A 25,787-nucleotide genomic window follows, 5' to 3' on the forward strand; every position below is an offset into this window, starting at 1 on the left:
TGAGGGAAATCGGTAAGGTAACTGGAGCTAACCCCTCCAGTCGGTCTAGCGGCCAACCGCCAGCCCGAGGACACCTTGAAGCAACGACGGTGCGGGCCTTTCTGGTGTTCTGCCGGTCGTCCAAAGACCGGGGTTACTGAAGAGGCACACCTTCATTGCCGGCAGTGCGGACGGGTCTCCCATCCAAGCCAAGGCAGACAAAGCGAACCGAGGCCGGGCAAGGCCAAGGTTCACCGCCGCGAGACGGCGTTTCATGGTTCCGGGGTCTCCACCGGCTGGTTCCATGGATTTCCGTCCCGCCTTTGTTTGACCGCGTGTTCGCGAGGCCGAAAGCCCGCGTCCCGCAGCCTTATTGCGCGCCGCAAGGCGTTAATGGAGAGACCCCGATGGCCACCCAGCGCATCCTCGACTTCCTCGCCACCCGACGTCCGTCCGGCCCCTGCCTCGTCGTCGACCTCGATGTCGTGCGCGACAATTTCCGTGCCTTCGAGAAGGCGCTGCCCGATTCCAGAATCTACTATGCGGTGAAAGCAAACCCTGCGCCGGAGATCCTGCGCCTGCTTGCTGCGATGGGCTCGTCCTTCGACACCGCTTCCGTTGCCGAGGTCGAGATGGCGATGGACGCCGGTGCGCCGGCGGACCGTATCTCCTTCGGCAACACCATCAAGAAGGAGCGTGACATTGCACGCGCCTACCAGCTCGGCATTCGGCTGTTTGCCGTCGATTGCGTCGAGGAGGTCGACAAGATCGCCCGCGTCGCTCCCGGCGCGCGCGTGTTCTGCCGCGTGCTGACCGACGGCGAAGGCGCCGAGTGGCCGCTGTCGCGCAAGTTCGGCTGCGTGCCGGCGATGGCCGTCGATGTGCTGCGCCATGCCAGGACGCTCGGCCTCGACGCCTATGGCGTGTCGTTCCATGTCGGCTCGCAGCAGACCGACCTGACGGCGTGGGACCGTGCGCTGGCCGACGCCAAGAAGGTGTTCGCCACGCTCGCCGACGAAGGCATCGTCCTCAAGATGGTCAATATGGGCGGCGGTTTCCCGACGCGCTATCTGCGTGATGTGCCGGCGGCTCAGGCTTACGGCCAGGCCATCTTCTCGGCGCTGCGCAAGCATTTCGGCAATGCGATCCCTGAGACCATCATCGAGCCGGGCCGCGGCATGGTCGGCAATGCCGGCGTCATCAAGTCGGAAGTCGTGCTGATCTCGAAGAAGGCCGAAAACGACAATGTGCGCTGGGTGTTCCTCGACATCGGCAAGTTCGGCGGTCTGGCCGAGACGATGGACGAGGCGATCCGCTATCCGATCGTCACCCGCCATGACGGTTCGGAGACCGCACCTTGCGTGCTCGCCGGCCCGACCTGCGATTCGGCCGACGTGATGTACGAGAAGACGCCGTATCCGCTGCCTCTGTCGCTGACCATCGGCGACGATGTGCTGATCGAAGGCACCGGCGCCTACACGACCACCTACTCGGCGGTCGCCTTCAACGGCTTCGAGCCTCTCCGATCCTACGTGATCTGACGGCTTCGGCCTTCAGATCACCCCAGGCGGACGTTTGCGTCCGCCCGGGTTCGCCTGTGGAACAAGCTCCGCTCGTGAAGGATCGCGGAAATGGACATTGTAAATTACATTGATGGTGCCGTGGGAATCTCCCCCCTTGAGGGGGAGATGGCAGGCAGGCCAGAGGGGGTCGTCTCGCGTGAAGCGCCGGCATCCCTCGTCCACGACGCGGTGTCGCGTCACGTCGTGCCGACCCCCTCTGTCGCCTTCGGCGACATCTCCCCCTCGAGGGGGGAGAGTGCCCGCGCCATTCCCATCGTCGCCGAAACTGCGGCAGACATTGCATTGCGTGAAGCGTTGCTCGATCGCGCTATGGGGCCGATGCGGCGCAAGAAATCGTCGGAGAAGCTGCGGCGTGGCCGCCGGCCTTCCGAAGGCCTCGCTTTTGTCGTGCGCGATGCAACCGGCGCGGTTGCTGGTACGGTGCGGCTGTGGGACGTGCGTCTGGGCGAGGGTGGCCCGGGAGCACTTCTGCTCGGACCGCTCGCCGTCGATCCGGCGCTGAAGAACGCCGGCATCGGCTCGGCGCTGATGCGCCATGCTTTGGCCGAGGCCGCGCGTCTCGGCCATGCCGCGGTGCTGCTGGTAGGCGATGCGCCTTACTATGGCCGCTTCGGCTTCTCGGCGGAGAAGACCGGCGCGCTCGCCATGCCTGGTCCGTACGAGCGGCACCGCCTGCTGGCGCTGGAACTGATCGATGGTGCGCTCGACGGCGCGCATGGCACGCTGAAGGCTGCAGGTCGCAAGCTCAAGACACAGAGGCTGTTGCTGGCCGCCTGATTGTCCAAAAACAAACGCCGCCGGTCCTTTGCATTTCAGCGAGGGCGGCGTTTTGTTTTTGCGAAGGGCTCAGCCGATCAGCTGGCTGAGCGCCATGGCGACCGACATATCGCCTTCGACCTTTATCTTGCCGGACATGAAGGCCATGGTCGGATTGAGGTCGCCGGCGATCAGCGAATCCAGATCGTCGAGCGACAGCTTGATGGTGCAGTCGGTCGGCGCATCGGTGTTTGAGACGGTCGCACCGTCAATGACGATGACGCCGTCACTGCCGGTATCGAACTTCACGGAATGTTCGAACCCGGCGCTCGCCACGCGCGACCTCATCTTCTCGGCAATGTCCTGAACGCTCATGACTGTTCTCCTGGTCTCGTTGCGTTTTGCCGCGCTTCAGTGACCGGCCTCCGCCAAAGTCGCTGTCTCGCGCGTGCCGCGATCCTGGTCGCTTGGCGCATATAGCTTCGAGTTGACGTAAACGTCAACGCGGTCGCGATGCGTCATCTCGTTTCAGTCGGAAGGAATGCGGCAGAGACATTCACCCTGCGATGAAGGTTAGTGTTCAGCAGCGGACTTCGCCGCCTCGGCCTGGGCCGATTCCGCCGGGGCCGGTTCGGTCGGCGTGGCCGGATCCTTGCGGCGGCGCATGGCGTTGTCGCGGATTTCGTCCTTGGTCAGGAAGTTGACCTGGTCGATCAGCACTTCATGCACCAGGTCGGCGCCGACGCGCGCGTTGACGGTGTCGCGTATGGCCTTGCGGAAGGCATCGAGATCGATGGTTTCCTTCTTGGTGAAGTCGATCTGAGGATTGGAGTAGAGATAGGAATAGACCTGATCGGTCATCAGGGCTTCGGCCGGAATCGACATCTTCTTTATCTCGGCCGGCTCGACCGTGTAGACGAGCTTGGTGAGGAAATAGCCGTCGATCTTGGAATCGCGGATCAGCGGCACCGAGATGATGTCGGTCTTGACGTAGTCGAGGCCACCCAGCATCGGTTTCGGCGTCTCGCCGACGCCGCGCTCAACGGCCGCCTGGAACGAATAGAACACGGCGCCCAGCGTGGCGGCGCAGATCCAGATCGCGGCGGCGATGAATTTGATCACCGGTTGTTCCCGCCTGGTGCCGAGATCATCAGCTCGCCCAACCGAATTCGCCGGCCGAATAGGTGCCGTCAGCTTCGGCGCGCTGAATGGCGTTCTTCAACAGCGTGGCGACTTCGTTGACCGCGTTGAGGTGGGCGAGGATTGCAGCCTCGTTTTTCGCGAGCTTCTGGCGCAGCCGCGCCAGACTGTCGCGATGCTGTTCCAGGAATTCGATCTCGTTGGCGCCCTTCATGGCGCGGGTCAGCTCATAGAGGTAGCGGCTCTTGCGGGCGTTGGAGGCCTTGAGGTCATAGCTGGTGTCGTTCTTCAAACCGGCCGTCTCTTCCTCGACCGCTTCCTCGATGCGGCCGATGATGGCGGCAAGGTTGCCCGGCCGTGCAAACGGGATCGGCGCTTCGGACGTACGCGCCGGCAGGTTGGAAGAGTATTTTGAAAAATCGGCCATTGAAAATCCTGGTCTAGATCTTGATTTCGGTTTTGATGGTCGTCTCGTCGCCGGTCATCGACCGTGCGGCCTTGCGCTGCAATTCCTCGACCAGCGAGGTGGACAGCCGGGTCTGCTGGTCGATCTCGGTCTTGTGCGGCCCGGTTGACACCGGGCCGATCGGCACGGTGCGCTTGCCGTCCTTGTAGTGGTCGGCGACCAGCGATTTGGCGATGCCGATCCCTCCGCGCTCGGCCATGACGTCGGCGACACGCTCGGCAAGCTGCGATTTCCACATGTCGCCGGCCAGCCCCTTGCCGTAGACGCCCTCTGTGTCCTTGGGCAGCATGTTCTGGATGAAGGTCTGCAAGACCATCGCCTCGAACTTCTTGAACTTGCTGGCGGGATCGGCATTTGCGGCGGCCTTGTCGGCGGTGGCGCGCGACAGGATCGAGCCGGCATCGACCGAAGCAGCCATGTCGACAGAAAAATTACCGCCAACGCCGTTGGCCCGCTTGGCCAGCGCGGCACGGGCAGCCTCGATATCCGCCGGGTCGACGGCTCGGGCAACATCGAGAACGATGTCACTGGGTGGAGAAATCGCCAAGAAAGTCCGCCTCTTTGCCGGGTTTCCTGAGCGACCATGCCGCAACAAGCTTGTGGCAGGCTTGCCGGTTTGAAATCCTTCGCCGGATGCTGGGCCATTGCTATCAGCAGCGGCAAGTCCGGCTGGGTCGATGCGATCTGGTCGTTTGCGGTGGGCGCTGCCGGCGTCGCCATGGTCAGATCGTAGGTGGCGTAGGCGCAGAGGCCGAACACGGCGCCGTACACCCAATACAGCCCGCCGCACGGAACGAAACCGAACGCCGTCCGCAAGTGACGCGGCTTTAACTTTCGATTATTCCTGCCCGCGCTTCTGCGCGATCAGATCGAGCCGGTCGCGGTCGGAGCGTTCGCGTTCGTCCTGTCGGCGCACGTCCTTGTAGGCGCGCTCGACCATGTTGGTGCGCGCCGTCGCAGTGGCGATGAGCGTGACCTCCTGCCTGGCGCTTTCCAAGCTCGCTTCCTGCCGGACCAGCGCATTGGCGATGCGGCGATGGTAGAGGTCAGGGAACAGCACCGCCAGCGACTGATCGGCGTCGAAATGCTGGACAAGTTCCCTGGCTTCGGTCTCGGCGGTTGCGGCCGCCGCCAGGAAGGCCGCATGGCGCGTCTCGTGCAGGGCCTTCAGCTGCTCCTGCACCTTGACCAGTTTCTTCAGCCGTTCCTTGCGCGTGCTCATCTCACCTCGCCAGCGTCAGATCGACAAAGCCGTCGACGAACAGCGACAGCATGGTGCCGATGGCGAAGTAGAAGATGATCATGCCGCCGGCGATGACGAAAGGCAGCGAGATGAAGTAGACCGGAATCTGCGGCGTCAGCTTGTTGACGAAGCCGATGGTCAAATTGACGAGGATGGCATAGGCGATGAACGGGCTGCCGAGCCGGATGACCAGGAAAAAGGCGTCCGACACCGTGTCGGTGAGATCGACCAGTGCGGCCTGCGGGTTGAAGAAGACGTTGACCGGCGCCACCGTGTAGGAGGCGACCAGAGCGCGGATGATCTCGTGGTCGAAATCGAAGACGAAGAGCAGCAGCAACGCTGAAAACGAGATGATGGCGGCGAGGGCCGCCTGCGGCTCCGGCTCCTCGATGGCGGGGCCGCCGGTGCCGCCATAGCCGATCAGCATGGCGATGGCCGAACCCATGAAGCGCAGCGCCTCCATGTAGAGCCTCGTCATCGCGCCGATCAGCCCGCCGACCAAAAGTTCGGAGATGATCATCGGTGCCAGCACCTGCGGACGCGCATCGACGAAGGGAAAGATCTTGTCCCACAGGAAGGCGAGCAGGCCACCGGTGGCGGCGATCGACGCGAACAGCCGGACCTGGACCGGCACGCGGGCGCTGGACAGGCCCGGCATCAGCATGAAGCAGGCGCCGATGCGACAGAAGGCGAGGAAGGCGGCGATGACGACGCCTTGCGACAGTATGTTCACGAGATCGTCCCGAGCACCTTGATCTCGACGCCCTTGGCGATTTCGACATGGGAGAGAACGGGAAGCGTCGTGAACAGGCGCTCGATGATCATGCGCACATAGGGGCGAGCATCGGGCGCGGTGACGAGGACAAAACGCTCGCCGGCCTCGAGATGCTTGCGGATCGCCTTGGTCGCGTCCTGGCCGAATTCCTCCAACTGGCGCGGGTCGATGTCGAATTCGCGCACCTCGCCCTTGGCGTCGCGCTTGAGGCTCTGGTGGAAGGCGAGGTCCCAGCGGTTGCCGAGCCGCAGCACCTTGAGCATGCCGCCCTCGGAGAGATCGCCGCAGATCTGCTGGGCCATGCGGATGCGGACATGCTCGACGATCTGCTCGGTGCGGCGCACATGCGGTGCGATCTCGGCGATAGCCTCGATGATCAAATGCAGGTTGCGGATCGATACGCGTTCGGCCAGCAGCAGTTTCAGCACCGCCTGCAGGCCGGGATAGGAGATGTGCGAGGTGCAGATCTCGTCGGCGAGCTTGCGGTATTCCGGATCCTGGCGCTCGAGCAGCGCCTTCATGTCCTTGTAGGACAGAAGCTGCGGCAGGTTGTTGCGGATCACCTCGGACAAATGCGTGAGCAGCACCGACATGTTGTCGGCAAAGGTATAGTTCTCGCGCTTCAGATCCTCGGCGAAGGTTTCCAGCACCGAGAAGGCGCGCATGCCGAAGGCCGGCTCGCGGATTTCCTCGCCGGGAACGTCGGGCAAATCCCGGTTGCCGAGCAGCACCATGATCTCGCCGACGCGCATCTGGTATTCGGCGACGACGGTGCCGTGGACCTTGATCTGATAACTTTTCGGCGGAATGCCGAAATCGTCGGCGACGCGCACTTCCGGCACAACGAAGCCGTATTGCGTGGCAAATTTCTTGCGCATCTTGGCCATGCGGAACACCAGTTCCTGATGCGACACCAGCAGCCGCGTCGACAGCTGCTTGCCGATCAGAAGCTCGATCTCGGCGGTGGTCAGCGAAGCCTTGACCGAGTTCTTCTCTTCCTCGACTTTGTTCGCCTTCTCCAGATCCTTGATCGCTTCGGCGGCGGCAGCCTCGCGGTTGGCGCGCATCGGGATGACGTAGCCAAGGCCGGCCATGCCTGCAGCCAGCGTGAAGAACGGGAAGAACGGCAGGCCGGGCATCAGGCCGAGCAGGACGAGCAGCGAGGCCGCGACATAGAGCGCGCGCGGATGCGCGCCGAGCTGGCCGAACACCGCCTGGTTGGTCGAGCCGCGCGTGCCGCCCTTGGACACAAGCAGGCCGGCGGCGAGCGAAACGATCAGCGCCGGGATCTGGGTGACGAGGCCGTCGCCGACCGACAGTTTGATGAAGACATCGGCGGCTTCGCCCATGCCCATGCCGTGCCTGATGTAGCCGATGGCGATGCCGCCGACGATGTTGATTGCGGTGATGATGAGGCCGGCAATGGCATCGCCGCGCACGAATTTCGAGGCACCGTCCATCGAGCCGAAGAAGGAGGATTCCTCTTCCAGCTCGCGGCGGCGCAGTTGCGCTGTCTTGTCGTCGATCATGCCGGCGGACAGGTCGGCGTCGATCGACATCTGCTTGCCGGGGATGGCGTCGAGGGTGAAGCGGGCGCCGACTTCGGCAATACGGGTGGCGCCTTTGGTGATGACGATGAAGTTGACCACAATCAGGATCATGAAGACGATCAGGCCGATGACGAAATCGCTGGCCATCACAAGTTTGGAGAAGCCGGCGATGACATAGCCGGCGGCGTGCGTGCCCTCATTGCCGTGCGACAGGATCATGCGCGTGGTGGCGATGTTGAGCGATAGCCGTAGCATGGTGGCGATCAGCAGCACGGTCGGGAAGGACGAGAAATCGAGCGGCCGCTGGATCCACAGCGCCACCATCAGGATCAGCACCGACAGTGCGATCGAGAAGGCGAGGCCGATGTCGATGAGGAAGGCCGGGATCGGGAGGAACAGCACGGCCAGGATGATGACGATGCCGATGGCGAAGAAGACATCGCGGCCGTTCTTGGCCACTGTTCCTGTCGCTAAGCTTTCGCTGACGGCCATATCGTCCCCAATCACAAGCCTGCCGAGCACGCGACAGCCCTTCGAGCCTAACCGGTCAAGCTTGCGCGAGGGTGGGAGGACTGGTTACTTGCCGGGACGACAGAGGCCTTGAGGAGAGAGATCATGCTGGTGATCATCGGCACCATTCGCCTGCCTGCGCAACGGCTCGACGAGGCAAGGCCGGCCATGCGGCGCATGATACTGGGCAGCCGTGCGGAGCCCGGCTGCATCGAATACTCCTACGCGCAGGACGTGCTCGACGTCGGGCTCATCCATGTAACCGAGGTGTGGAGCGACAGGGCCGCGCTCGACGCGCATTTCCGCTCGCCTCACATCGCCGATTGGCGGGCGAGTTGGGCATCGCTCGGCATAGGCGAGCGCAACCTCATGCTCTATGAGGCCGGCGAGCCGAAGCCGATCTGAGGACCGGGCACAGTCAAGAAGGCGTGGGCCCAAGAAAGTCTAGCAGGCGTTGACCTGTCTGCAGGACCATCCGCCGCCATCGGTATCGTGGCAGTCTTCATAGCTGCCGTAGCAGGTGTTCGTCGAATTGCGATACCAAGGGTAGCCGCCAGGACAGCAAACATCTTGTTGTGCAGTCTGGATAAATTCCTTTGCCGGCCGGCTTTGGCTTTCCGGATTGCCTCCCGCCAAAAAAAGAGACATCGGGTGTGACACAACAGACCTAACCGGCATATCCATGCTTGAATTGCTCACCGCAGACGAGCTCAAAAAAATCATGCCGACAGCTAATGAAAAAAATCCCCGCGCACTCATCTTCTCCTCCTTGAGGGAAATAGAGACGGCCAAAAATAACACAGCTGCGTCGATTGCGTAAGCGATCGCTCATATACCTCGACACGCTCGCGGGGAATTGAAGCGGGGCGGCAAGCCTGACTGCTCCTCAGCGCCAGAATGGCGCCGCAAGCAGCCGGCATTATGTCGGCGTGCTGATCGTCGCCGAACTGCACAGCGATCCGTCCGATGGTGACACGCCGGTGCTGGCGCTGGCCAAGTTCACGGATGCGGTGCTGGTGCCGAGCATGAACGTCCAGTCCGCCGCCGGAACCTCCAGCGCGCCGTCGCCGAGGAACTGGCGGTGGTCGAGAATTTCGACAACCGGGCCGTTGTCGGCTTTTGACCGAGGGCCATCTGATGCGACGCTACGCCGAGGACTCGACAAGGCGCGGCGCGACCTGTCGGGCGAAGAACAGGCCTCAGCCGGCATTTTAAAATGTCCCGGCGCTTGCCACGTGTACAGTGTCACTGTACAAATTGTTCAGTGGGAGAAAAAGACGGGATGAGCACCGACCAGGCTCCGGTCAAGAATGGCGTCGCCTCGACGGCGACGCATGCCCATCAGATGTTGGGCCAGCGGCTGAAGAGCCTGCGTCTCGGCCGGCGGCTTTCGCTGCGCGAACTCGCCGAGCTGACCGGGACCAGCGCCAGCTTCATCAGCCAGCTCGAGCGCGGCCTGACCGGCGCCAGCACCGCCTCGCTCAACCAGATGGCCTCGGCGCTTGGGGTGAGCGTGGCGATGCTGTTCGAGGATAGTGCCGCCGGGCAGCGCGGGGTCTTGCTGCGCAGCGAGCGGCCGAGCCTGCCGCCCAGCGACGGCTGCCGCAAGATGCTGCTCTCGCGTCCCCCTTTAAGCGACATGGAAGTCTATGTCGGCGAGTTCGAAATCGGCGGCTCGACCGGCCCAGCGCTCTACACCCATGGCGACGCGCACGAGATGCTCGTCGTGCTGCGCGGCATCGTCGAGGTTTCGCTCGGCGATGTCAGGCATGTGCTGGAAGAGGGCGACAGCATCGAATACGCGACATCGACAGCACATCGCTCAGAGAACATCGGCAGTGGCCGAGCCGAGGTGATGTGGATCATTGCGCCACCGACTTCGGTGCGCGCCGAACTCGATCAATACAGGGCCTGGAAACCGCTCGCAGCCAGGTAGGTTCAATCCATGCGGGTCAAATGGGAGAACAATAATCATGCTGAAAACAAGACATCTTGGCCTTGGCGCCGTGCTGGCGCTCGGCGTTCTGGCAACCGCAGCTTTCGCGCAGGAAAAGCCTGTCGCGGGTGAGGTCAAGGAAGGCTCGCTCAAGGGCAAGACGCTGACGCTCGTCTCCTATGGCGGCATCTACCAGGACGGCCAGGCCGCCGCGCTCAAGGAGTTCGTCGAAAAGTCCGGCGCCACGCTGCTCAATGACGGGCCGACAGAGATCGCCAAGCTGCAGGCGCAGGTCGAATCCGGCAACGTCACCTGGGACGTCGTCGACACCGCCGACCTGCCGCCTTACGTCTATTGCGGCAAGCTGTTCCAGAAGCTTGATTTCAGCAAGCTCGACGTCTCCAAGGTGCCCGAGGGCCAGGTCGGCGAATGCTCGGTGCCGGCCATGAACTACGGCGTCGTGCTGATGTACAACAAGGAGAAGTATGGGGATAACCCGCCCAAGAACTGGGCCGATTTCTTCGACACGGCAAAATTCCCCGGCACGCGCGCGCTCGACGGTTCGGGCGACCCGACGGGCGGCCTGCTGGAGCAGGCGTTGAAGGCGTCTGGCGGCGACCCGAAGGCGATGACGGCGGCCGACATCGACAAGGCCATCGATGTCATCCGCAAGCTCGGTCCCGACACGATCTATTGGAAGACCGGCGCTGAATCGCAGCAGCTTGCCGAATCTGGCGAAGCCGACATGCTGATGATGTGGACCGGACGTGCCATGACGGCGGTGAAGAACGGCGCCAAATATGCGCCGGCCTGGCAGGACTGGCTGGTGGTGATGGACCAGATGACCATTCCGGTCGGCGTCAAAGATACGGATGCGGCTTATGCGCTGCTCAATGCCTATCTCGGCAAGGGGGCGCAGGAGATCCTGGCGCAGCAGACCTCCTATACGCCGATCAACAATGACGCGCAGCCCAAGGTCGATGCGTCGGTCGCCGCCTTCCTGACCAACACGCCCGAGCGCCAGAAGCAGGGTTACAAGCAGAACATCAAGTTCTGGGTCGAGAACTTCCCGGTGGCGCAGGAGAAGTGGTCGGCGCTGATGGCCGGCAACTGAACAGCCGAGCGAGAGCCAGGCCGTGAGCGCGTCCGAACCCATCGCCCAACCCGCCGCCGATGTGCGGCCCGGTCGGGCATGGCGGCCGTTCGCGCTCACGGCGCCGGCGCTCATCCTGCTTGTCGCGGTGATCGGCTACCCGCTGCTCACCATCGTTTTGCGCAGCCTGTCGGAACCTGAGTGGGGGCTGCAGAACTATGCCTGGTTCTTCGGCGCGCCGGTCAACCTGACAGTGCTGCAGCGGACTTTCGTCATTTCGGCCTGGGTGACGCTGGTCTGCGTCATCGCGGCCTATCCCTATGCCTATCTGATGACCGCGGTCGGGCCGCGCGTCCGGCTGGTGCTTGTGCTTTGCGTGCTGATCCCGTTCTGGGTGAGTGGTGTGGTGCGAACGCTGTCATGGGTGATCCTGCTGCAGGATTCGGGCGTCATCAATTCGTTGCTGCGCTCGGTCGGGTTCGGCGGCGTCAAGCTGATCCGCACCCAGACCGGCGTGGTCATCGGCATGGCGCAGGTGCTGTTGCCGTTCATGATCCTGCCGCTCTATTCCGTGATGCAAGGCATCGACCTCAGGCTGATGCGTGCGGCGCAAAGCCTCGGTGCGCGGCCGTCGCGCGCGTTCTTCACCGTCTATCTGCCGCTGTCGCTGCCCGGCGTCTATGCCGGCGCGATCATCGTCTTCATCCTGTCGCTCGGCTTCTACATCACGCCTGCTTTGCTCGGCGGCCCGCGCTCGACCATGCTGTCGACGCTGGTGCAGACGCAGGTGCTCAGCCTGCTGCAATGGGGCAGGGGCGGCGCCATGGGCGTCGTTCTGCTGGTCACCACCTTCGTGCTGCTGGCGCTGGCAGCACCTGTGATGCGGTCCAGTCATCGGGAAGCGGGGCGGCGCTGATGGAGATGAAGCCGCTCACCCGCGTTCTTCTCGGGCTCGTCTGCCTGCTGGTGGCGATATGGCTGGTGGCGCCGACGCTGGTCGTGGTGCCGATGTCGTTCAACGAAAACAAATCGCTGGCGTTTCCGCCGCAAGGCTTTTCCTGGCAGTGGTACCAGAATTTCGCCACCAATCCGGACTGGTCGAACAGCTTCCTGAACTCGCTGAAAGTCGCCTCCATCGTTGCCGTCCTGGCAACGGTGCTCGGCACGCTTGCCGCCTTCGGCCTCGACCGCATGAAGGCGCGGCCGGCGAACCTTTTGCGTATGCTGATGCTGACGCCGATGGTGGTGCCGGGCGTGGTGCTGGCGATCGGCATCTATGCCGTCTATCTCGACACGCAGCTCGTCGGCACGCTGCTCGGCTTCGTGCTGGCCCACACCATCCTTGCGCTACCCTTCGTGCTGATCGCGGTCTCGGCCAGTCTCGAAGTGTTCGACCGCCGGCTGGAGACAGCCGCCGCGAGCCTGGGCGCCGGCGCACTGACCACGTTTCGCACGGTGACGCTGCCGCTGATCGCGCCGGGCGTGCTCTCAGGCCTGCTGTTCGCTTTCGCCACCTCGTTCGACGAGATTGTCGTGTCGCTGTTCATCACGAACCCCTATCTCAAGACATTGCCGGTGCAGATTTTTGCCTCGATCACGCGCGACGCCGATCCGACGGTGGCGGCTGTCGGCACGATCCTGCTTTTCGCGACCACGATCCTGATCGGCGGCGGCATGCTCCTTCTTGGCCGCGAGCGGAAAGGACGCCAATGAATCCGAAGCCGACAAGCAAGGGCGCGGCGATCGATCTCGAAGCGATCAGCAAGGCCTATGGCGGCTTCAAGGCGCTGGACGGCGTGTCGCTGCGCATCGAGCCCGGCGAGTTCATGACGCTGCTCGGCCCCAGCGGCTCGGGCAAGACGACGACGCTCAACGTGATTGCCGGTTTCACCGATGTCACCAGCGGCAAGCTTCTGGTCGGGGAAAAAAGCGTCGTCGGCGTGCCGGCGCACAAGCGCAACATCGGCGTCGTCTTCCAGCATTACGCGCTGTTCCCGCATATGAGCGTCGGCCGCAACGTCGCCTATCCGCTGACGCTTCGCGGCGTCGACCAGGCGACGAGGCAGACACGCGTGGCAAGGGCGCTCGACATGGTCAAGATGGGCGATTTCGCGCATCGCTATCCCAACGAATTGTCGGGCGGCCAGCAGCAGCGCGTGGCGTTGGCACGCGCCATCGTCTTCGACCCGCCGCTGCTCCTGATGGACGAGCCGCTCGGCGCGCTCGACAAGAAGCTGCGCGAATGGCTTCAGCTCGAGATCAAGCGCATCCATCGCGAACTCGGCACCACCTTCGTCTATGTCACGCACGATCAGGAAGAGGCGCTGGTGCTGTCGGACCGCATCGCCGTGTTCAACCGCGGGCGCATCGAGCAGGTCGGCACCGGCCGCCAGCTCTATGACGAGCCGGCAACGCTGTTCGTCGGCCGCTTCATCGGCGATTCCACCGTGCTGCGCGGCAAGGCGCGCAGCGATGGCAACAGCACCGCGCTGAGCATCGCCGGCGAGACGGTGACGGTACCGCGTAAGCTGTCGGGAGAAGCCAGTCCGGTGATGCTGCTGCGTCCCGAAAAGCTCGCGATCCGAAGAGCCGGCCAAAGTGCTGCCAATGGCGCCAACCGCCTGTCGGGGACGATCGCGGAAGCCATCTATCTCGGCTCGGAATCGAAATACGAAGTTAAGCTCGCCGACGGCTCGGCCGCGATCGTGCGCTCACCACTGACCGGCGAGAGTTTTGGCCTCGGCGACAAGGTCGAGCTCTGCTTCGACGGCAGCGATGCCAAGCTGCTGGCGGACGACGCAAGCGCCGACACCACACTCACCTGATTCCATCTGGCCTGATCCCATCTGGCCTGATCCCATCTGAAAGTCATTCCATGCAAGCCAAGCGCAACGGCGACATATCGTTCTGGTATGCGGATCTGGGGGCGGTTCCCGCTCCGCGCCCGCCCTTGCCTGGAAATATCGAGGCCGATGTCGCCATTGTCGGCGCCGGCTATACTGGCCTGTGGACCGCCTACTATCTGAAAAAGGCGAAGCCGTCGCTGCGCGTCGTGGTGATCGAGCGCGAATTTGCCGGCTTCGGCGCTTCGGGGCGCAATGGCGGCTGGCTGTCGGGCGGCTTCAGCTGGTCGCGCGAAAAATATCTCAAGACGTCGAGCCGGCAAGGCGTGATGGCGATGCAGGCTGAGATGGCAGGCTGCGTTGACGAAGTGATCCGGGTCGCGACCGAGGAAGGCATCGACGCCGACATTCGCCGCGTCGACAACCTGACGGTGGCCACCAACGCAGCGCAGTTGGAGCGCGTGCGCGAAGAATGTGAGACGATCCGTTCCTGGGATGTCGACCCGAACCGCGTCGAGATGCTGGACGCCGCCTCAACGCGCACGCGCATCAACATCCGTAACGTCATGGGCGGCTTCGTCGTGCATGGCCAGGCGCGGGTGCAGCCGGCCAAGCTGGTGCGTGGGCTTGCCGATGCCGTCGAGCGGCTGGGCGTGCCGATCTATGAGAAGACGACGGTGACAAGCATCGCCAAGGGCAGCGTGACGACAGACCGCGGTACGGTGCAGGCGGAGACGATCATCCGCGCGACCGAGGGTTTTACATCAGGCATCCCCGGCGAGGAGCGGACCTGGCTGGCGCTCAACAGCGCGCAGATCGTGACTGAGCCGCTGCCGCCCGACCTGTGGCGCGACATCGGTTGGGAAGGGCACGAACTGCTCGGCAATGCGGCGCATGCCTATTGCTATGCCCAGCGCACGCGTGAGGGACGCATCACGATGGGCGGACGCGGCGTGCCTTATCGCTACGGCTCGCGCACCGACGTCAACGGCCAGACGCAGCAGGCCACGATCGACCAGCTGCACACGATCCTGACGACGCTTTTGCCGCAGACCAAAGGATGCCGCATCGACCATGCCTGGTGCGGCGTGCTCGGCGTGCCACGCGACTGGTGCACGACTGTCGGCCTCGACCCCGCGACCCGCATCGGCTGGGCCGGCGGCTATGTCGGCCTCGGCGTGTCCAGCTCCAACCTTTCGGGGCGCACGCTGGCTGACCTTGTTCTCGGGGCAAACACCGAGCTGACGAAGCTGCCCTGGGTCAACCGCAAGGTCAGGCCATGGGAACCGGAGCCCTTCCGCTGGCTGGGCGTGCATTCGATGTACCAGCTTTATCGCATTGCCGATGGCCGTGAGGCGGCAGGCCTTGCGCACACCTCGAAGCTGGCCGCGTTGGCCGACAGCATCACCGGCCACTAAAGCCATTTGTTCTCACGCAATTCCGGGGCAGACCGCTTTCCTGGAATTGCTCTTATCCATGGAGCTAGACTTGATCGATCTTTCGACCTTCCACGATCTCGCCAAGGCCGAGATCGGCGCGTTCTCTCCTAAGCCAACCTCGATTGAAGGGGATCAGGTCGAGGCCGTGCGCTCGTTCTTTCAATCGCCGGACGGGACTGTCGATGTCGGCATCTGGGAATGCACGCCCGGCCGCTTCACCGCCGATCGTTCGGACTCGTCGGAGATCTGCCACATCATTTCGGGGCGCGTGGAACTGAGCCGCATCGATGGCGAGGTGCGGGAACTCGGTCCGGGCGATCTCCTCGTCCTGCCGCAGGGCTGGAAGGGCGAGTGGCTGATACGCGAGACCACGCGCAAGCTCTACATGATCCAGAGCGCCGGCTGACCGGCGCTACGGCTATGGCGAGCTCAGTGATCGATCGGCCCCTTCGGCGAGACCAGCGCGGTGCCGGCGGTCGTCGGGCGCTCGATCAGGCGGCGCACGCGCGGCGGTTCGTCGCCGCTGTGCAGCGCCCGCACCCGCTCGCCGACGACGGCGTCGGCATGGGTGGCGCGCCGGTTGTGGCGGATGTATTCCAGCCAGGTCGGCGTGTGGTAGTGTTCGATCCAGACTGCGGGATTTTCTAGGTCCCGAGCCAGCGTCCAGTTGCGGGCGCCGTCGCGGCGGCGGATGCGCCCGCGCTCGGCCATGGTGGCGAGGAATTCGGGCACATCTTCGTCGCGGATAATGTACTCTATCATGATGGCGATGGGGCCGCTGCGCGGCTTCAGGTCGAGGCCGAGATGCGGCTCCTTGAAGCGGTTGAGCGGGTCGAGGTTGAGAGTCGTCTGCTGCGGCAGCGGCAGGAACAGGCCGATGGCGCCGCCAACAAGCATCGCGATGGCCGCCGCAATCAGCGCGGTTTCGGCGCCATGCGCATCGGCAACGACGCCCCAGATCCAGCTGCCCAGCGCAATGCCGCCGAAGGTCGCCGTCTGGTAGACCGACAGCACCCGGCCGACGACCCAGCGCGGCGTCGACATCTGCACCGTGACGTTGAAATGCGACAGCGCGATCACCCAGCAGGCGCCGCCGATGAGCAAACCCGCCGCAGTCTGCCAAGCATTGTGGCTGATGGCGGCGTTGAAGGCGCAGACGGCAAAGCCGGCGAAGGCCATGCGCACCATCGTCTCGCTGGACAGCAATTGTCTGAGACGCACGCTTATCAGCGCGCCGCCGACGGCGCCGATGCCGAAGGCGCCGAGCATGATGCCGTAGGTCAAGGCATCGCCCTTGACGACGTCGCGCGCCACCAGCGGCAGCAGCGCCAGAACCGCGCCGGCGCTGAAGCCGAAGGCCGAGCCCCTGACCAGCACCTTGCCGATGTTGGGCGACATGGCGACATAGCGCAGGCCGGCGCCCATCGCAGCGCCCAGCGTCTCGCGCGGCAGCGTCGAAACCGGCAGTTCCGGCTTCCAGCGGAAGAGCACGATGATGAGACCTATATAGCTCAGCGCATTGGCGGCAAAGGCAGCGGCCGCCCCGGCAGCGGCAACGATGATGCCGCCGATCGCCGGGCCCACGCTGCGCGTCAGGTTGAAGCCCAGCGAATTGAGCGCAACCGCGGCCGGCAGCTTGTTGCGCGGCACCATGTCGCCGACCGATGCCTGCCATGAAGGGTTGTTGAGCGCCGTGCCGCTGTCGATCAGGAAGGTGAAGGCAAGCAGCGTCCACGGCGTCATCCAGCCGTTCCAGGTGAACAGCGTCAGAAGTGCAGAGACGACCAGCATGAAGATTTGGGCGATCAGCATCACCTTGCGCCTGTTGAAGCTGTCGGCAATGGCGCCGGCAACGAGCGCAAACAGCATGATCGGCAGAGTGGCCGAGGCCTGGACCAGCGCCACCTGATAGGGCGAGGTGGCGATGGTGGTCATCATCCAGGCGGCGCCGACGCCCTGGATCAGGCCACCGAAATTCGACACCAGGCTGGCCGACCAGACGGCGCGGAAGATGCCGTGCCGGAACGGCGCCAGCGCCGAGACGCGTTCGCTGTCCGGCTCGTCATCGATCATTAGACCTGTCCCACCTTCACGTGCTGGTTTCGTCCGCCGGGACGACAATCATGGCATCCGTTTGAAATAGAGCACGACATCCAAAAGGGCGAACGCGTCTTCGAAAAAGATCATGGTCCAACAACAGGATAGCAAGGCGAAAATACGTCAGCCGGGAAGGGTCCGCTACCCAGAGCGATGTTCTCATTGGTCCACTGCGCGGGGGTGTCGGCCGTGCGCGAATTCAGCTTCTGTCCCGGGCAGCGGCATGCAACGCTTCGGTCAGCGTGCTTGGCGTCTCGCCGCCGGCGTGAAGGCGCAGGAAAAGCTCCATGCCGACAAGCCGCAGCCTGGACGGTTGCTCGCGCCGCGCCAACTGGACCATGTCCTCCAAATTCGCGGCGGGCCATTTCAAGGCATCGCGCAGGAAACCGCCGCGTAGCAAAGTCTCCGTGCCGGCCGAAAATTGCGACGACATCTCGAAGCCGATCTTGCGCGCCTGGACGTTCTGGCGCGGAATATGCTTTTCAGCGACCTTTCGCAAAAGCCATTTTCCTGTTTTGTCGCGGTATTTCTGCCGCCTCGGCAAATGGATGGCGAAGTCGATCAGGCGGTTTTCCAGGAACGGGACCCGCAGCTCCACGGACGCCGCCATGCTCAGCCGGTCGTGCCGGTGCAGTATGTCCTGCAGATGCGAATAGAGGTCGTAGAGGCAACTACCGAGAAAGGCGCGATCCGCGGGCGGCATAACCGGCTCCAGGCGGTCGAAGATCTCGGTTTGCAGGAAATTCAGCTCCGGTGACAAAGCACGCAGGACCATGCTGCGATCCATTTGTGACTGGCTTCCAGCCGAGACCTTGTAGGGGGCATGACGCTGTTGCTCGAATCTCCGGTCGAGCGAGCGCTTCGAATGGACCAGGCGCCGGGGCCACGACCAGGAACGCCACTTCTTCATGCTCAAGGCCTGCAAGGGGTAGCCGCCAAACAATTCGTCTGCGCCTTCGCCGGTGAGCAGCACCTTGACGCCATCGGCCCGGCATCGTTCGGCAAGCGCCAGCAGTGCGACATGGCTGGCGTGCCAGCCATCGCTTTCAAGATGCCAGATTACCCTTGGCCAAAGTTCGAAAAACCGGTTCCTGTCGACCGGCACCCGGCGCAAGGGCACGCCGACATGGCGGCCGGTGCGTTCGGCGTCTTCGGCCTCGCTGTGGCCGAGCTGCGGGTCGACGACATAACCATGGACTTCCGGCCTGAACCGCTTGGCCAACGCCGTTATCAGGCCGGAATCGACACCGCTGCTGCAGGCGGTGGCAACGCTGGTATCGGCGATGCAGTGAAGTCCGACGCTGTCCTTGAGCAACGCCTCGAGCGTCGCCATGTGTTCAGCATCAGCGGATGCATCGCCGGTAATGCGCGCGGTCTCCAGCACGTCCAGCACATGCCAGAAGCGGCGCTTCTCGATAATGCCATCGGTGATCTTCCACAGGCCGGCGGGCGGCAGGCGCTCGATGCGGTCGAACAGGCTGTAGCTGGAATCGCGGCTCTGCCAGGCAAGCCGCAAGGTGATCTCGCGGCTGTCGATGTCGCGCGGAAAACCGTCGCAGGCGAGGATCGCCTTGTCCTCCGAGGCGAACAGGATTCGCTCCGGCGTGTCGGCCACCGACATCGGCTTGATTCCAAGACGGTCACGCGCAAGCCACAGCGCACTGCTGCGAGCGTCGAAATAGGCGAAGGAAAACATCCCGTCGAACAGCGGCACGGCTTTTTCGGGACCCCAGTGATGCAAGGCTTCGAGAACCACTTCGGCATCGCAGATGGTTCGAAAGACGACGCCTTGCGCCTGCAGCGTTTCGCGCAGCGAGCGGTAATTGTAGACCTCGCCATTGTAGACGAGAACGCCATCGCCGGAAGAAGTCAGCATCGGCTCACGGGCGGCGGGCGAGGGATCGATGATGGTCAGTCGGCGGTGACCGAGGGCCAGCCGATTGTTGTGCCAGCTGTCATGATCGTCGGGGCCGCGATGTACCAGCGCCTGCATCATGCTGGCGACATCCGACAGGTCGTTGGCGTCAATCGGGTTTCGTTTGCGCCAGACGCCGGCTATTCCGCACATGGCCTGCCGGTGAGTTCTGCCTGAGTCATGGCCTGCAATCTAGCCGGAACACAGCCGCCTGCAAGCGCTGCCTAGAACCCGTTTTCGATGCGCTCGAAGATGACGTTGGTGAAGGCCGAGATCTGGCTGCCGATGAACGGACCGGTCAGCGCCACGACCAGCATGATGGCGACGATCTTGGGCACGAAGGTCAGGGTGATTTCCTGGATCTGGGTCAGGGCCTGGATCAGCGCGATGCCGATGCCGACTACCATGGCGACCAGCACCACCGGCGCGGACGCGACGAGCACCGTCCATACCGCGTACTGGACGATGTCGAGTGCGTCGGCCTCGTTCATGTGAGCGCGCCTCTATGGAACTGTCTAGCTGGCCGGCTTTATCGAAACGCCCGCGCCGACCGGCACTTCGGTGCCGTTCTGCAGAACGGCGATCACGCCGTTGCTTGCAAGCTTGACCGAGGCCACGACGCCGGTCGTCTTGCCGTCGGCCGAGGTGATCGAGCGGCCGATCAAGGCATCGGCCTGCGACAGCGCCGACGACTGCATGATCTGGTCGAGCTTGGTGTTGGTCTGCACCGATTGCTCTACCTGTGAGAAGGTGGCGAGCTGGGCGACATACTGTGTCGAATCCATCGGTTTCGTCGGATCCTGGTTCTTCATCTCGGCGATCAGCAGCTTCAGGAACGACTGGTAGTCGACCGCTGTCTTCGACGTCTGCTGGGTGCCCTGGTTGGCGCCCGTGGGGATCGTCGTCGTCATGTCCACATTCATCAGTATTGTGCTCCCACGGCCAGCGGGCGCTTCGCACCCTGAACATCGTCATTGCCGCCAAGTGCGCGGCGTTCGAGCGGATAAAGCGCACGGATAGCCTTCAGCGCTTCATAGATATGGTCTTCGCCGACCATGCGGTCGATCTGCTTCAGCGCGCCACTGATCTGCTCATCCTCGAAGCTTGCCAAAAGCAAGGGCAGCGAGCGGCGGAACATGGCGCGCGCCTCGATGGCGCCGGCCGGGTTCATCAGCATCACCTGCAGGATGAAATAGAGCTGCTTGAGCGGCGTCGAGGCATCGTCGGCCTGGATGACATGGTTCTCGAGCAGGAACTGTACGTCGTTCATCAGCTCGACGGTGACCTTGCGGTCGACGCGGATGACGGCGCCATTGATGTAGATCTTCTCGTTCGGCTTCAGCGATATCTTCAGCGTGTTGGTCATTGAATGCCGTCCCGGATGATCTGGGACACTTCGATCAGCCCTTCGAAATTGTCGGTGCGGCCCTGGCGGATGTCCTCGGCCTCGCGCAGCAGCCACAGGCCGATGGAGATGAGGTTGGCGCGCAGTTCCTTGGGCAGGACATTGTCGCTGGAACCGAGATCCTCGACGAAGGTGGTCCAGACCCGGTTGGTGAAGTGCAGCGCCTCGACCGCTTCCATCGAGGTGTGGCCGACAGCCGCTGCCGCCGCCAGCATTTCGATCGAGCGGGTCAAAAGCTGCCGCTCGCGATCTTTCGCATCGGCAACGGAGTCGGTCTGGATGTCGGCGTAGGAGAATTGGTACATCGTTTGGCTCTACCGTTGCGGTTGAGATTGTCAGGTCAGGTAGTTCAGCAGGCTCATCTGCTGCAGGCGCGCGGTCAGCGCAAAGGACGTCTCGATATGCTGCGTCAGATCCGCGACGCGGGTGGCTGCCTCGGCGGGGTCGACGCCTTCCAGATCGAGGATATGGTGCTCGAACAGGTCGACCTGCGTCTTCATGCGGTCGCTGGCGTCGGAGACCCGCTTCTCGGCAAGGCCGGTCTCGGCCTGCAGTTGCCCTATCCCGCCCAGCGCCTCGCCGACCATCGCCTGGGCGCGGCCGACAACGGTGGTCTTCGCCGCCTGGCTGATATTGCCGGACAGCAGGCCGGTGATCAGGGCGGAAGCCATGGCGAGCTTGCGGATGCTGTCGTCATTGGCGCTGGCCGAGGTCTGGGTGGTTTCCCCCAGCGAAATGCGGCTGACGATCTGCTGGTCGGTAGCGTTCGACCAGTTGGCCTGCCAGCCGGAGCCCATGAACTGCGGCACGACATTGCTGGTGATGAAGCCGTCCATCTGGGCGGCGGTGATGTTGGCAGCGAGCGGATCGGCCTGCGTGAAGCCGAAATACGACGAGAAGGAAGCGTCGAACGCCGCCATGGCCGGCGAGCCGGCGGCAGTGAAGTCATCGATCGGCTTGACGTCGGTGTTGGTGCCGGCAAACAGATATTCGCCGTTGACGCTGGCGTTGAGGATAGAGGTCATCTGCTGCACGGCGGCCTTGCCGGCTTGCTGCGTGATGGTGCTCGAGGAATTGCCGGCGGCGGTCAGCGCGGTCAGCAAATTCTGCGCAGTGTCGGAAAGCTGGCCAAGCGCAGCCTGCGTCGAGGACAGCCGCGCGGTGACCAGCGAATTGGAATCGATGATGACGTTCAATCGGTCGAGGTCGCGCGAGAAGGTGACCGCCTGCGAGGTGCGCGCGCCGAGCGCCAGACCGACATCGGCGACGGTGCCGGTCGTCGATTCCTTGGTGGCTTTGACCAGTTCGGCCTGCATGCGCATCTGCTGATAGCGCGCGGCGTTGGACAGGGCGGCTGAGGAAACGGATGTGGCTTTCATGGCTTATCCCACGGCATCGAGCAGGGCCGACAGCATGTCGTCGACGGTTTTCATCATGCGCGCCGAGGCCTGATAGGTGTGTTCGAGGTCGAGCAGCAGCGACATCTCCTGGTCGACATTGACGCCGGTGTCGTTGGACAGCGCCTCGGCGGTGCGCGATGCCAGCGCTTCCTTGGCGTCGGCGTTGCTCGAGGCCTGCTGGCGCTGGCCTTCGAACCAGCCAATGGCATTGGCGGCGTAGTCGGAGACGCTGGACGTCACGGTGATGCCGGCCGCAGCGTCGAACGGCATCGGCTTGTCGAGCTTGTCGCCATAGCCGATCAAGAGCTGCGAATAGGAGGCGTCGCCGGCGGTGTTGGCGATATAGGCCGCACCATTGGCGCCGCCGTCGCGCAGCAGCACCGGATTGCCGCCGACGCTCGGGTCCATTGCGGCGTTGACCTTGATCGAGCCGGCAAGCCCGTCGATCAGCGTGCCGGCGGCCGGAATGGCGGGCGCACCCGACCAGGTGAACAGGCCGGTTCGGTCGGGCTGCGAAGGTGCTGTTTCGGCAAAGGCGGTGATGAGGCCGCGCGCCACTTCGTCGAGCTGGCTCTGCATCGTCGCCGCGACGCCGTCGCGCAAGGTGATGAGCCCGGCGAGCTTGCCGTCGGCGCTGGTGTTGCCGCCAGCCCCGGCGCTGACCGGCACATTGTCGATGTAGATGGTGTTGCCTGGTGTGCCGGCCGTGTAGCCCGCCGACGGGGTGAAACTTACCGAGCGCGGAATGGTCTCGAACAGCGTCGTGCCGTCCCTGGTGGTGATGACCATGTCGTTGTCGCCCCGGGTGAAGGTCGACACCGGCACATAGTCCGCGATCTTCTTCAGCAAAGCGTCGCGCTGGTCGAGCGCGTCGGATGCGTCGGTACCCGAACGGGTTGCGGAGATGACCGCCTTGTTGGCGTCCTGGAACTGACTAAGCAGCGAGTTGAGATCGTCGACCGCCGTCGATATCTCGCCATCAGCCTGGGCGCGGAAATCCTGGATCGCGTTGGTGCCGTCGTTCAGAGCGCGCACCACCTGCTGGGCCGCGTCGATGACGCTGGAGCCGAGGTTCTGGTTGGATGGCGTAGCGGCGTAAAGCTGCAGCGCGTTCTGCAGCTTGCCGATCGCGGTCGAGGCAGAGGAGGCGTTGTCGACGCCGTTGACGGCAACGGCGAGGCGGTCAATTCCGCTGTAAAGCGTGCTCTGGCCGCTCCATGCCGATTGCGCGCTAAGGTTCTGGCGAAACAGCAGGGCGTTGGTGGCGCGCTGGATCTCGACCGAGCGGGCGCCGGGCGCGCTGCTGACGACGACCGCCGTGCGGCGGGCATAATCGGGGTTGCTGGCGTCGGCAATATTGCGGGAAAGGACGCTGGTCTGCTTCGATGTGGTCTGAAGCGACTGTTGGGCTATGGTCAATGCGGAAGTCAGCGACATGCGGGTCTTTCACGAGGCCAGTGGGGAGGGGATGACGTCTCTGCCCTGTCGGCGGCGTCGGCGTTCGGAAACCTGCAATTCCAGACCACCCGGGCGGTTTGCCGGTGTTGCCTTGAATTCGAAATCCGCGCACCGCGCTGCTCTGGTTTGGGTTCATTCCCCTGGCGCCCGTCGTTTATCTCTTCAGGTTGACAAGGACATCCATGAGGTCGGAACCGGTCTGGAACACTTTCGAGTTAGCGGTGTAGCTGCGCTGCGCCGCGATCATGTTGGTCAATTCCTCGGCGATATCGACGTTGGAATTTTCCAACGCGCCGGAGATGATGCTGCCGAGCTTGCCTTCGTTGGCGAAGCCGATGCGCACGGTGCCGGAGTCGGTGGACTGCGCATAGACATTGCCAGGCAGTGCGGTGAGGTTGTCGGCGCTCTGGACGTCGGCCAGTGGGATCTTGAACAGCGGCTTGGTCGAGCCGTCCTGATACTGGGCGTAAATGACTCCGTCCTCGCCGATCTGGATCTTTTCGATCGTGCTGGGCGCGTTGCCGTTGACCTTGGCTTCGGAGACTGTGAAGCCGGTGCCGAGCTGAGTCAGCTTGGACAAATCGAGGTCGAGCGACGCACCGCCCGGTACGGGGATCGTTATGCTGTCGACCGCGCCGGTTAGCTTGCCGGTGGTGGTGTCGAAGGTCAGGTTGGCCGTGGCCAGCGCGCCGCCCGTATAGGGGAAGGATGTGCCCGGCGTCGCCTGGGACTGGTCGAACACAGAGACCGACCAGGCGCCGGTGCCGGTGTTGGTGAAATAGACGTCGAGCAGCTTCTTGTTGCCGAGATTGTCGTAGGTGACCATCGAGGACTTCGACGTGTATTCGGCGGTCGGGCCGTTGGTGGAAGGCAGCGGACCGGCGGGCGGCGTGGCGCCAGCCGGCAGATTGGCGTTGAAATTGCCTGTGGTGCTGGGCGTCGCCGTCATTTCCTGGTCGGAGATCTGGACCGGAACCAGCCCTTCGAAGCCGTTGGCGGTGGCTGCCGGCGTGCCGTTGGCGTAGCTGTATGCCATCAGCTGGTAGCCGGCGGCGTTGACCAGCCTGCCCTGAGCGTCGGGAACGAATGCGCCGGCGCGGGTGAGGAAAGGCGTTCCGCTGGGGTCCTGGACGACGAAGAAACCGTTGCCGTTGACCGCAAGGTCGGAAACCGAGGTCGTGTACTGCAGCACGCCCTGGGCGCTGATCGCCGAGCGGATGGTGGTGTTGACGCCGCCGGAATTGTAGGCGCCGCCGACCTGCGGCATGATCAGCGTCGAAAACTCGGCCGAGGATCGCTTGTAGCCGGTGGTGTCGGAATTGGCGATGTTGTCGGCTGTCGCCGACAGGCGGTTGGCCTGCGCGTTCATGCCTGAAACGCCGGTTCGCATCATTCCATAAAGGCTCATCGAAACGTCTCCTCAATGCCCAACATCGTTGGGCCCATGCCTGTGGTCGCGAGGATATAATTTCTGTCTTGCGCGAGGCTGGCGCAGACCGCCATCAGAACACCAGCCGGTAGCCGAGGAAGCGCTTGGAATCTATCGGGTCCTGACCAAGCTTTTCGCGCAGTTTCTTGCGCAATTTGGAGATGTGGCTCTCGACGACGTTCTCCTCGACCTCTTCGTCGAAGATGCCGTAGATGGCGTTGAAGACCTGGGTCTTGGTGACGCGGCGTCCGCGGTTGCTCGCCAGATATTCGAGGATGCGGCGTTCGCGGCGCGGCAGAGGCAGCGGCTGGCCATCGATCTCGGGATCGCGGCCGTCCATGAAGATGCGCATGGCGCCGATCTCGGTATAGCTGACGTCCTCATGGGCGCGGCGGCGGATGGCGGTGATGCGGGCCAGGATCTCCCGGATATGGACCGGCTTGCGTATGACGTCGTCGACCCCGCTCTCGAACAGCCGCAGCGTATTCTCGAGCGAGTGCTGTTCGCTCAGCGCAATGACCGGAGCGCCGGTGCGGTCGCGGATCTGGCGTGGCGAGATGGTGCCTTCGCGGCAGTCGCCGATGAGGAAGGCTCGGACCGATCGCAAATCCGTGTCGGCGGCCGATGTCACCCACTCGCCGAATTCACCGGACGCGAAGCCTGCACAGGCGACGCCCTCACGATCGAAAAGTGAATTATAGCCTTCAGTTACGAGCTCACGCTCGTCAACGATTACAATCATCGGCCCCGCCTCCGAATCAGATCATCTG

At 63.5% G+C, this 25,787-nt stretch carries 29 protein-coding genes; 11 read left to right on the top strand and 18 right to left on the bottom strand.

The window, feature by feature from the left end:
• The first annotated feature begins 386 nt into the window (after positions 1 to 386).
• Positions 387 to 1,520 carry an ornithine/lysine decarboxylase gene (gene odc2 / locus NKI10_RS16110; RefSeq protein WP_023671923.1) on the top strand — a complete coding sequence of 378 codons (1,134 nt, stop codon included), beginning with the start codon at positions 387 to 389 and terminating at the stop codon, positions 1,518 to 1,520.
• 147 nt (positions 1,521 to 1,667) lie between these two features.
• A complete protein-coding gene (locus NKI10_RS16115) occupies positions 1,668 to 2,339 on the top strand; it encodes a GNAT family N-acetyltransferase (protein WP_352860905.1) in 672 nt (223 codons plus the stop codon).
• Positions 2,340 to 2,408: 69 nt separating this feature from the next.
• Here the strand turns inward: NKI10_RS16115 and NKI10_RS16120 are convergent, their stop codons facing one another.
• From NKI10_RS16120 to flhA, 7 genes are all read right to left on the bottom strand, one after another.
• On the bottom strand, positions 2,409 to 2,693 hold the full coding sequence (locus tag NKI10_RS16120) for an SCP2 sterol-binding domain-containing protein (RefSeq protein ID WP_023744214.1): 285 nt from the start codon (positions 2,691 to 2,693) through the stop codon (positions 2,409 to 2,411).
• 198 nt (positions 2,694 to 2,891) lie between these two features.
• The gene (locus NKI10_RS16125; protein WP_352860907.1) at positions 2,892 to 3,440 is read right to left on the bottom strand and encodes a hypothetical protein; all 549 of its coding nucleotides are present in this window, start codon (positions 3,438 to 3,440) and stop codon (positions 2,892 to 2,894) included.
• 28 nt (positions 3,441 to 3,468) lie between these two features.
• Positions 3,469 to 3,885: a hypothetical protein gene (locus NKI10_RS16130; RefSeq protein WP_023671919.1), complete on the bottom strand. Its 417-nt coding sequence runs from the start codon at positions 3,883 to 3,885 to the stop codon at positions 3,469 to 3,471.
• Positions 3,886 to 3,898: 13 nt separating this feature from the next.
• A complete protein-coding gene (locus tag NKI10_RS16135; RefSeq protein ID WP_352860908.1) occupies positions 3,899 to 4,471 on the bottom strand; it encodes a rod-binding protein in 573 nt (190 codons plus the stop codon).
• A 291-nt stretch (positions 4,472 to 4,762) separates the two neighbouring features.
• Positions 4,763 to 5,146: a hypothetical protein gene (locus NKI10_RS16140; protein WP_023740974.1), complete on the bottom strand. Its 384-nt coding sequence runs from the start codon at positions 5,144 to 5,146 to the stop codon at positions 4,763 to 4,765.
• Between the two features lies 1 nt (position 5,147).
• Positions 5,148 to 5,900, bottom strand: coding sequence for a flagellar biosynthetic protein FliR (gene fliR / locus NKI10_RS16145; RefSeq protein WP_023714022.1), 753 nt, complete (start codon positions 5,898 to 5,900; stop codon positions 5,148 to 5,150).
• A complete protein-coding gene (gene flhA / locus NKI10_RS16150; RefSeq protein ID WP_023671908.1) occupies positions 5,897 to 7,984 on the bottom strand; it encodes a flagellar biosynthesis protein FlhA in 2,088 nt (695 codons plus the stop codon). The genes fliR and flhA overlap by 4 nt, the downstream gene beginning before the upstream one ends.
• Before the next feature lie 123 nt (positions 7,985 to 8,107).
• Here flhA and NKI10_RS16155 point away from each other — a divergent pair, with 123 nt between their 5' ends.
• The gene (locus NKI10_RS16155; protein WP_023683279.1) at positions 8,108 to 8,407 is read left to right on the top strand and encodes a putative quinol monooxygenase; all 300 of its coding nucleotides are present in this window, start codon (positions 8,108 to 8,110) and stop codon (positions 8,405 to 8,407) included.
• Between the two features lie 39 nt (positions 8,408 to 8,446).
• On the opposite strand, the gene NKI10_RS16160 is transcribed toward NKI10_RS16155, so the two are convergent.
• Entirely contained in the window at positions 8,447 to 8,761 is a 315-nt protein-coding gene (locus NKI10_RS16160) for a hypothetical protein (protein ID WP_156033727.1), read from the bottom strand.
• A gap of 170 nt (positions 8,762 to 8,931) precedes the next feature.
• On the opposite strand from NKI10_RS16160, the gene NKI10_RS16165 reads away from it, so the two are divergent.
• From NKI10_RS16165 to NKI10_RS16200, 8 genes are read left to right on the top strand one after another with little or no spacing between them, the layout of a single operon-like run.
• The gene (locus NKI10_RS16165) at positions 8,932 to 9,288 is read left to right on the top strand and encodes a hypothetical protein (RefSeq protein ID WP_245260023.1); all 357 of its coding nucleotides are present in this window, start codon (positions 8,932 to 8,934) and stop codon (positions 9,286 to 9,288) included.
• A complete protein-coding gene (locus NKI10_RS16170) occupies positions 9,285 to 9,938 on the top strand; it encodes a helix-turn-helix domain-containing protein (RefSeq protein WP_027049833.1) in 654 nt (217 codons plus the stop codon). The genes NKI10_RS16165 and NKI10_RS16170 overlap by 4 nt, the downstream gene beginning before the upstream one ends.
• Before the next feature lie 37 nt (positions 9,939 to 9,975).
• Positions 9,976 to 11,052, top strand: a complete 1,077-nt coding sequence (locus tag NKI10_RS16175; protein WP_023728389.1) for an extracellular solute-binding protein — start codon at positions 9,976 to 9,978, stop codon at positions 11,050 to 11,052.
• Between the two features lie 22 nt (positions 11,053 to 11,074).
• On the top strand, positions 11,075 to 11,947 hold the full coding sequence (locus NKI10_RS16180; protein WP_023683283.1) for an ABC transporter permease: 873 nt from the start codon (positions 11,075 to 11,077) through the stop codon (positions 11,945 to 11,947).
• Positions 11,947 to 12,744, top strand: a complete 798-nt coding sequence (locus tag NKI10_RS16185; RefSeq protein WP_023695739.1) for an ABC transporter permease — start codon at positions 11,947 to 11,949, stop codon at positions 12,742 to 12,744. Before NKI10_RS16180 ends, NKI10_RS16185 begins: the two co-directional genes overlap by 1 nt.
• Positions 12,741 to 13,856, top strand: coding sequence for an ABC transporter ATP-binding protein (locus tag NKI10_RS16190; RefSeq protein ID WP_352860910.1), 1,116 nt, complete (start codon positions 12,741 to 12,743; stop codon positions 13,854 to 13,856). The genes NKI10_RS16185 and NKI10_RS16190 overlap by 4 nt, the downstream gene beginning before the upstream one ends.
• A 50-nt stretch (positions 13,857 to 13,906) precedes the next feature.
• Positions 13,907 to 15,292: an NAD(P)/FAD-dependent oxidoreductase gene (locus NKI10_RS16195; protein ID WP_352860912.1), complete on the top strand. Its 1,386-nt coding sequence runs from the start codon at positions 13,907 to 13,909 to the stop codon at positions 15,290 to 15,292.
• Between the two features lie 58 nt (positions 15,293 to 15,350).
• Positions 15,351 to 15,719 carry a cupin domain-containing protein gene (locus NKI10_RS16200; RefSeq protein WP_081726812.1) on the top strand — a complete coding sequence of 123 codons (369 nt, stop codon included), beginning with the start codon at positions 15,351 to 15,353 and terminating at the stop codon, positions 15,717 to 15,719.
• Positions 15,720 to 15,742: 23 nt separating this feature from the next.
• On the opposite strand, the gene NKI10_RS16205 is transcribed toward NKI10_RS16200, so the two are convergent.
• From NKI10_RS16205 to NKI10_RS16250, 10 genes are all read right to left on the bottom strand, one after another.
• On the bottom strand, positions 15,743 to 17,386 hold the full coding sequence (locus tag NKI10_RS16205) for an MFS transporter (protein WP_352762484.1): 1,644 nt from the start codon (positions 17,384 to 17,386) through the stop codon (positions 15,743 to 15,745).
• A gap of 223 nt (positions 17,387 to 17,609) precedes the next feature.
• Positions 17,610 to 19,478: an asparagine synthase (glutamine-hydrolyzing) gene (asnB, locus tag NKI10_RS16210; RefSeq protein WP_352860915.1), complete on the bottom strand. Its 1,869-nt coding sequence runs from the start codon at positions 19,476 to 19,478 to the stop codon at positions 17,610 to 17,612.
• Positions 19,479 to 19,549: 71 nt separating this feature from the next.
• Positions 19,550 to 19,816: a flagellar biosynthesis protein FliQ gene (gene fliQ / locus NKI10_RS16215; protein ID WP_023671896.1), complete on the bottom strand. Its 267-nt coding sequence runs from the start codon at positions 19,814 to 19,816 to the stop codon at positions 19,550 to 19,552.
• Between the two features lie 24 nt (positions 19,817 to 19,840).
• Positions 19,841 to 20,248 carry a flagellar hook assembly protein FlgD gene (flgD, locus tag NKI10_RS16220; protein ID WP_023671895.1) on the bottom strand — a complete coding sequence of 136 codons (408 nt, stop codon included), beginning with the start codon at positions 20,246 to 20,248 and terminating at the stop codon, positions 19,841 to 19,843.
• Complete coding sequence (flbT, locus tag NKI10_RS16225) at positions 20,248 to 20,691, bottom strand: flagellar biosynthesis repressor FlbT (protein WP_023683290.1); 444 nt, start codon at positions 20,689 to 20,691, stop codon at positions 20,248 to 20,250. Before flbT ends, flgD begins: the two co-directional genes overlap by 1 nt.
• Positions 20,688 to 21,035 (bottom strand): flagellar biosynthesis regulator FlaF, encoded by a 348-nt coding sequence (flaF, locus tag NKI10_RS16230; RefSeq protein WP_023671893.1) that lies wholly within the window; start codon positions 21,033 to 21,035, stop codon positions 20,688 to 20,690. Before flaF ends, flbT begins: the two co-directional genes overlap by 4 nt.
• 30 nt (positions 21,036 to 21,065) lie before the next feature.
• Positions 21,066 to 22,109 (bottom strand): flagellar hook-associated family protein, encoded by a 1,044-nt coding sequence (locus NKI10_RS16235; protein WP_352860917.1) that lies wholly within the window; start codon positions 22,107 to 22,109, stop codon positions 21,066 to 21,068.
• A 3-nt stretch (positions 22,110 to 22,112) separates the two neighbouring features.
• On the bottom strand, positions 22,113 to 23,567 hold the full coding sequence (gene flgK, locus NKI10_RS16240) for a flagellar hook-associated protein FlgK (RefSeq protein WP_352860919.1): 1,455 nt from the start codon (positions 23,565 to 23,567) through the stop codon (positions 22,113 to 22,115).
• A gap of 175 nt (positions 23,568 to 23,742) precedes the next feature.
• Positions 23,743 to 24,996 carry a flagellar hook protein FlgE gene (locus tag NKI10_RS16245; RefSeq protein ID WP_352860920.1) on the bottom strand — a complete coding sequence of 418 codons (1,254 nt, stop codon included), beginning with the start codon at positions 24,994 to 24,996 and terminating at the stop codon, positions 23,743 to 23,745.
• A 94-nt stretch (positions 24,997 to 25,090) separates the two neighbouring features.
• On the bottom strand, positions 25,091 to 25,759 hold the full coding sequence (locus tag NKI10_RS16250; RefSeq protein ID WP_023740983.1) for a response regulator transcription factor: 669 nt from the start codon (positions 25,757 to 25,759) through the stop codon (positions 25,091 to 25,093).
• Positions 25,760 to 25,787: the final 28 nt, after the last annotated feature.

The sequence above is a fragment of the Mesorhizobium sp. M0802 genome (assembly GCF_040320115.1).
GTDB lineage: Bacteria > Pseudomonadota > Alphaproteobacteria > Rhizobiales > Rhizobiaceae > Mesorhizobium.

Bases quoted from the DNA above. Each gene is read 5' to 3' on its own strand.
- NKI10_RS16190 (WP_352860910.1), top strand. From the start codon at position 12,741: ATGAATCCGAAGCCGACAAGCAAGGGCGCGGCGATCGATCTCGAAGCG.
- NKI10_RS16160 (WP_156033727.1), bottom strand. From the start codon at position 8,761: ATGAGTGCGCGGGGATTTTTTTCATTAGCTGTCGGCATGATTTTTTTG.
- NKI10_RS16185 (WP_023695739.1), top strand. From the start codon at position 11,947: ATGGAGATGAAGCCGCTCACCCGCGTTCTTCTCGGGCTCGTCTGCCTG.
- NKI10_RS16205 (WP_352762484.1), bottom strand. From the start codon at position 17,386: ATGATCGATGACGAGCCGGACAGCGAACGCGTCTCGGCGCTGGCGCCG.
- NKI10_RS16250 (WP_023740983.1), bottom strand. From the start codon at position 25,759: ATGATTGTAATCGTTGACGAGCGTGAGCTCGTAACTGAAGGCTATAAT.
- fliQ (WP_023671896.1), bottom strand. From the start codon at position 19,816: ATGAACGAGGCCGACGCACTCGACATCGTCCAGTACGCGGTATGGACG.
- flgD (WP_023671895.1), bottom strand. From the start codon at position 20,248: ATGAATGTGGACATGACGACGACGATCCCCACGGGCGCCAACCAGGGC.
- NKI10_RS16140 (WP_023740974.1), bottom strand. From the start codon at position 5,146: ATGAGCACGCGCAAGGAACGGCTGAAGAAACTGGTCAAGGTGCAGGAG.
- asnB (WP_352860915.1), bottom strand. From the start codon at position 19,478: ATGTGCGGAATAGCCGGCGTCTGGCGCAAACGAAACCCGATTGACGCC.
- odc2 (WP_023671923.1), top strand. From the start codon at position 387: ATGGCCACCCAGCGCATCCTCGACTTCCTCGCCACCCGACGTCCGTCC.
- flaF (WP_023671893.1), bottom strand. From the start codon at position 21,035: ATGTACCAATTCTCCTACGCCGACATCCAGACCGACTCCGTTGCCGAT.
- NKI10_RS16195 (WP_352860912.1), top strand. From the start codon at position 13,907: ATGCAAGCCAAGCGCAACGGCGACATATCGTTCTGGTATGCGGATCTG.
- NKI10_RS16170 (WP_027049833.1), top strand. From the start codon at position 9,285: ATGAGCACCGACCAGGCTCCGGTCAAGAATGGCGTCGCCTCGACGGCG.
- NKI10_RS16155 (WP_023683279.1), top strand. From the start codon at position 8,108: ATGCTGGTGATCATCGGCACCATTCGCCTGCCTGCGCAACGGCTCGAC.
- flgK (WP_352860919.1), bottom strand. From the start codon at position 23,567: ATGTCGCTGACTTCCGCATTGACCATAGCCCAACAGTCGCTTCAGACC.
- NKI10_RS16235 (WP_352860917.1), bottom strand. From the start codon at position 22,109: ATGAAAGCCACATCCGTTTCCTCAGCCGCCCTGTCCAACGCCGCGCGC.
- NKI10_RS16175 (WP_023728389.1), top strand. From the start codon at position 9,976: ATGCTGAAAACAAGACATCTTGGCCTTGGCGCCGTGCTGGCGCTCGGC.
- NKI10_RS16130 (WP_023671919.1), bottom strand. From the start codon at position 3,885: ATGGCCGATTTTTCAAAATACTCTTCCAACCTGCCGGCGCGTACGTCC.
- flhA (WP_023671908.1), bottom strand. From the start codon at position 7,984: ATGGCCGTCAGCGAAAGCTTAGCGACAGGAACAGTGGCCAAGAACGGC.
- NKI10_RS16200 (WP_081726812.1), top strand. From the start codon at position 15,351: ATGGAGCTAGACTTGATCGATCTTTCGACCTTCCACGATCTCGCCAAG.
- NKI10_RS16120 (WP_023744214.1), bottom strand. From the start codon at position 2,693: ATGAGCGTTCAGGACATTGCCGAGAAGATGAGGTCGCGCGTGGCGAGC.
- flbT (WP_023683290.1), bottom strand. From the start codon at position 20,691: ATGACCAACACGCTGAAGATATCGCTGAAGCCGAACGAGAAGATCTAC.
- NKI10_RS16245 (WP_352860920.1), bottom strand. From the start codon at position 24,996: ATGAGCCTTTATGGAATGATGCGAACCGGCGTTTCAGGCATGAACGCG.
- NKI10_RS16115 (WP_352860905.1), top strand. From the start codon at position 1,668: ATGGCAGGCAGGCCAGAGGGGGTCGTCTCGCGTGAAGCGCCGGCATCC.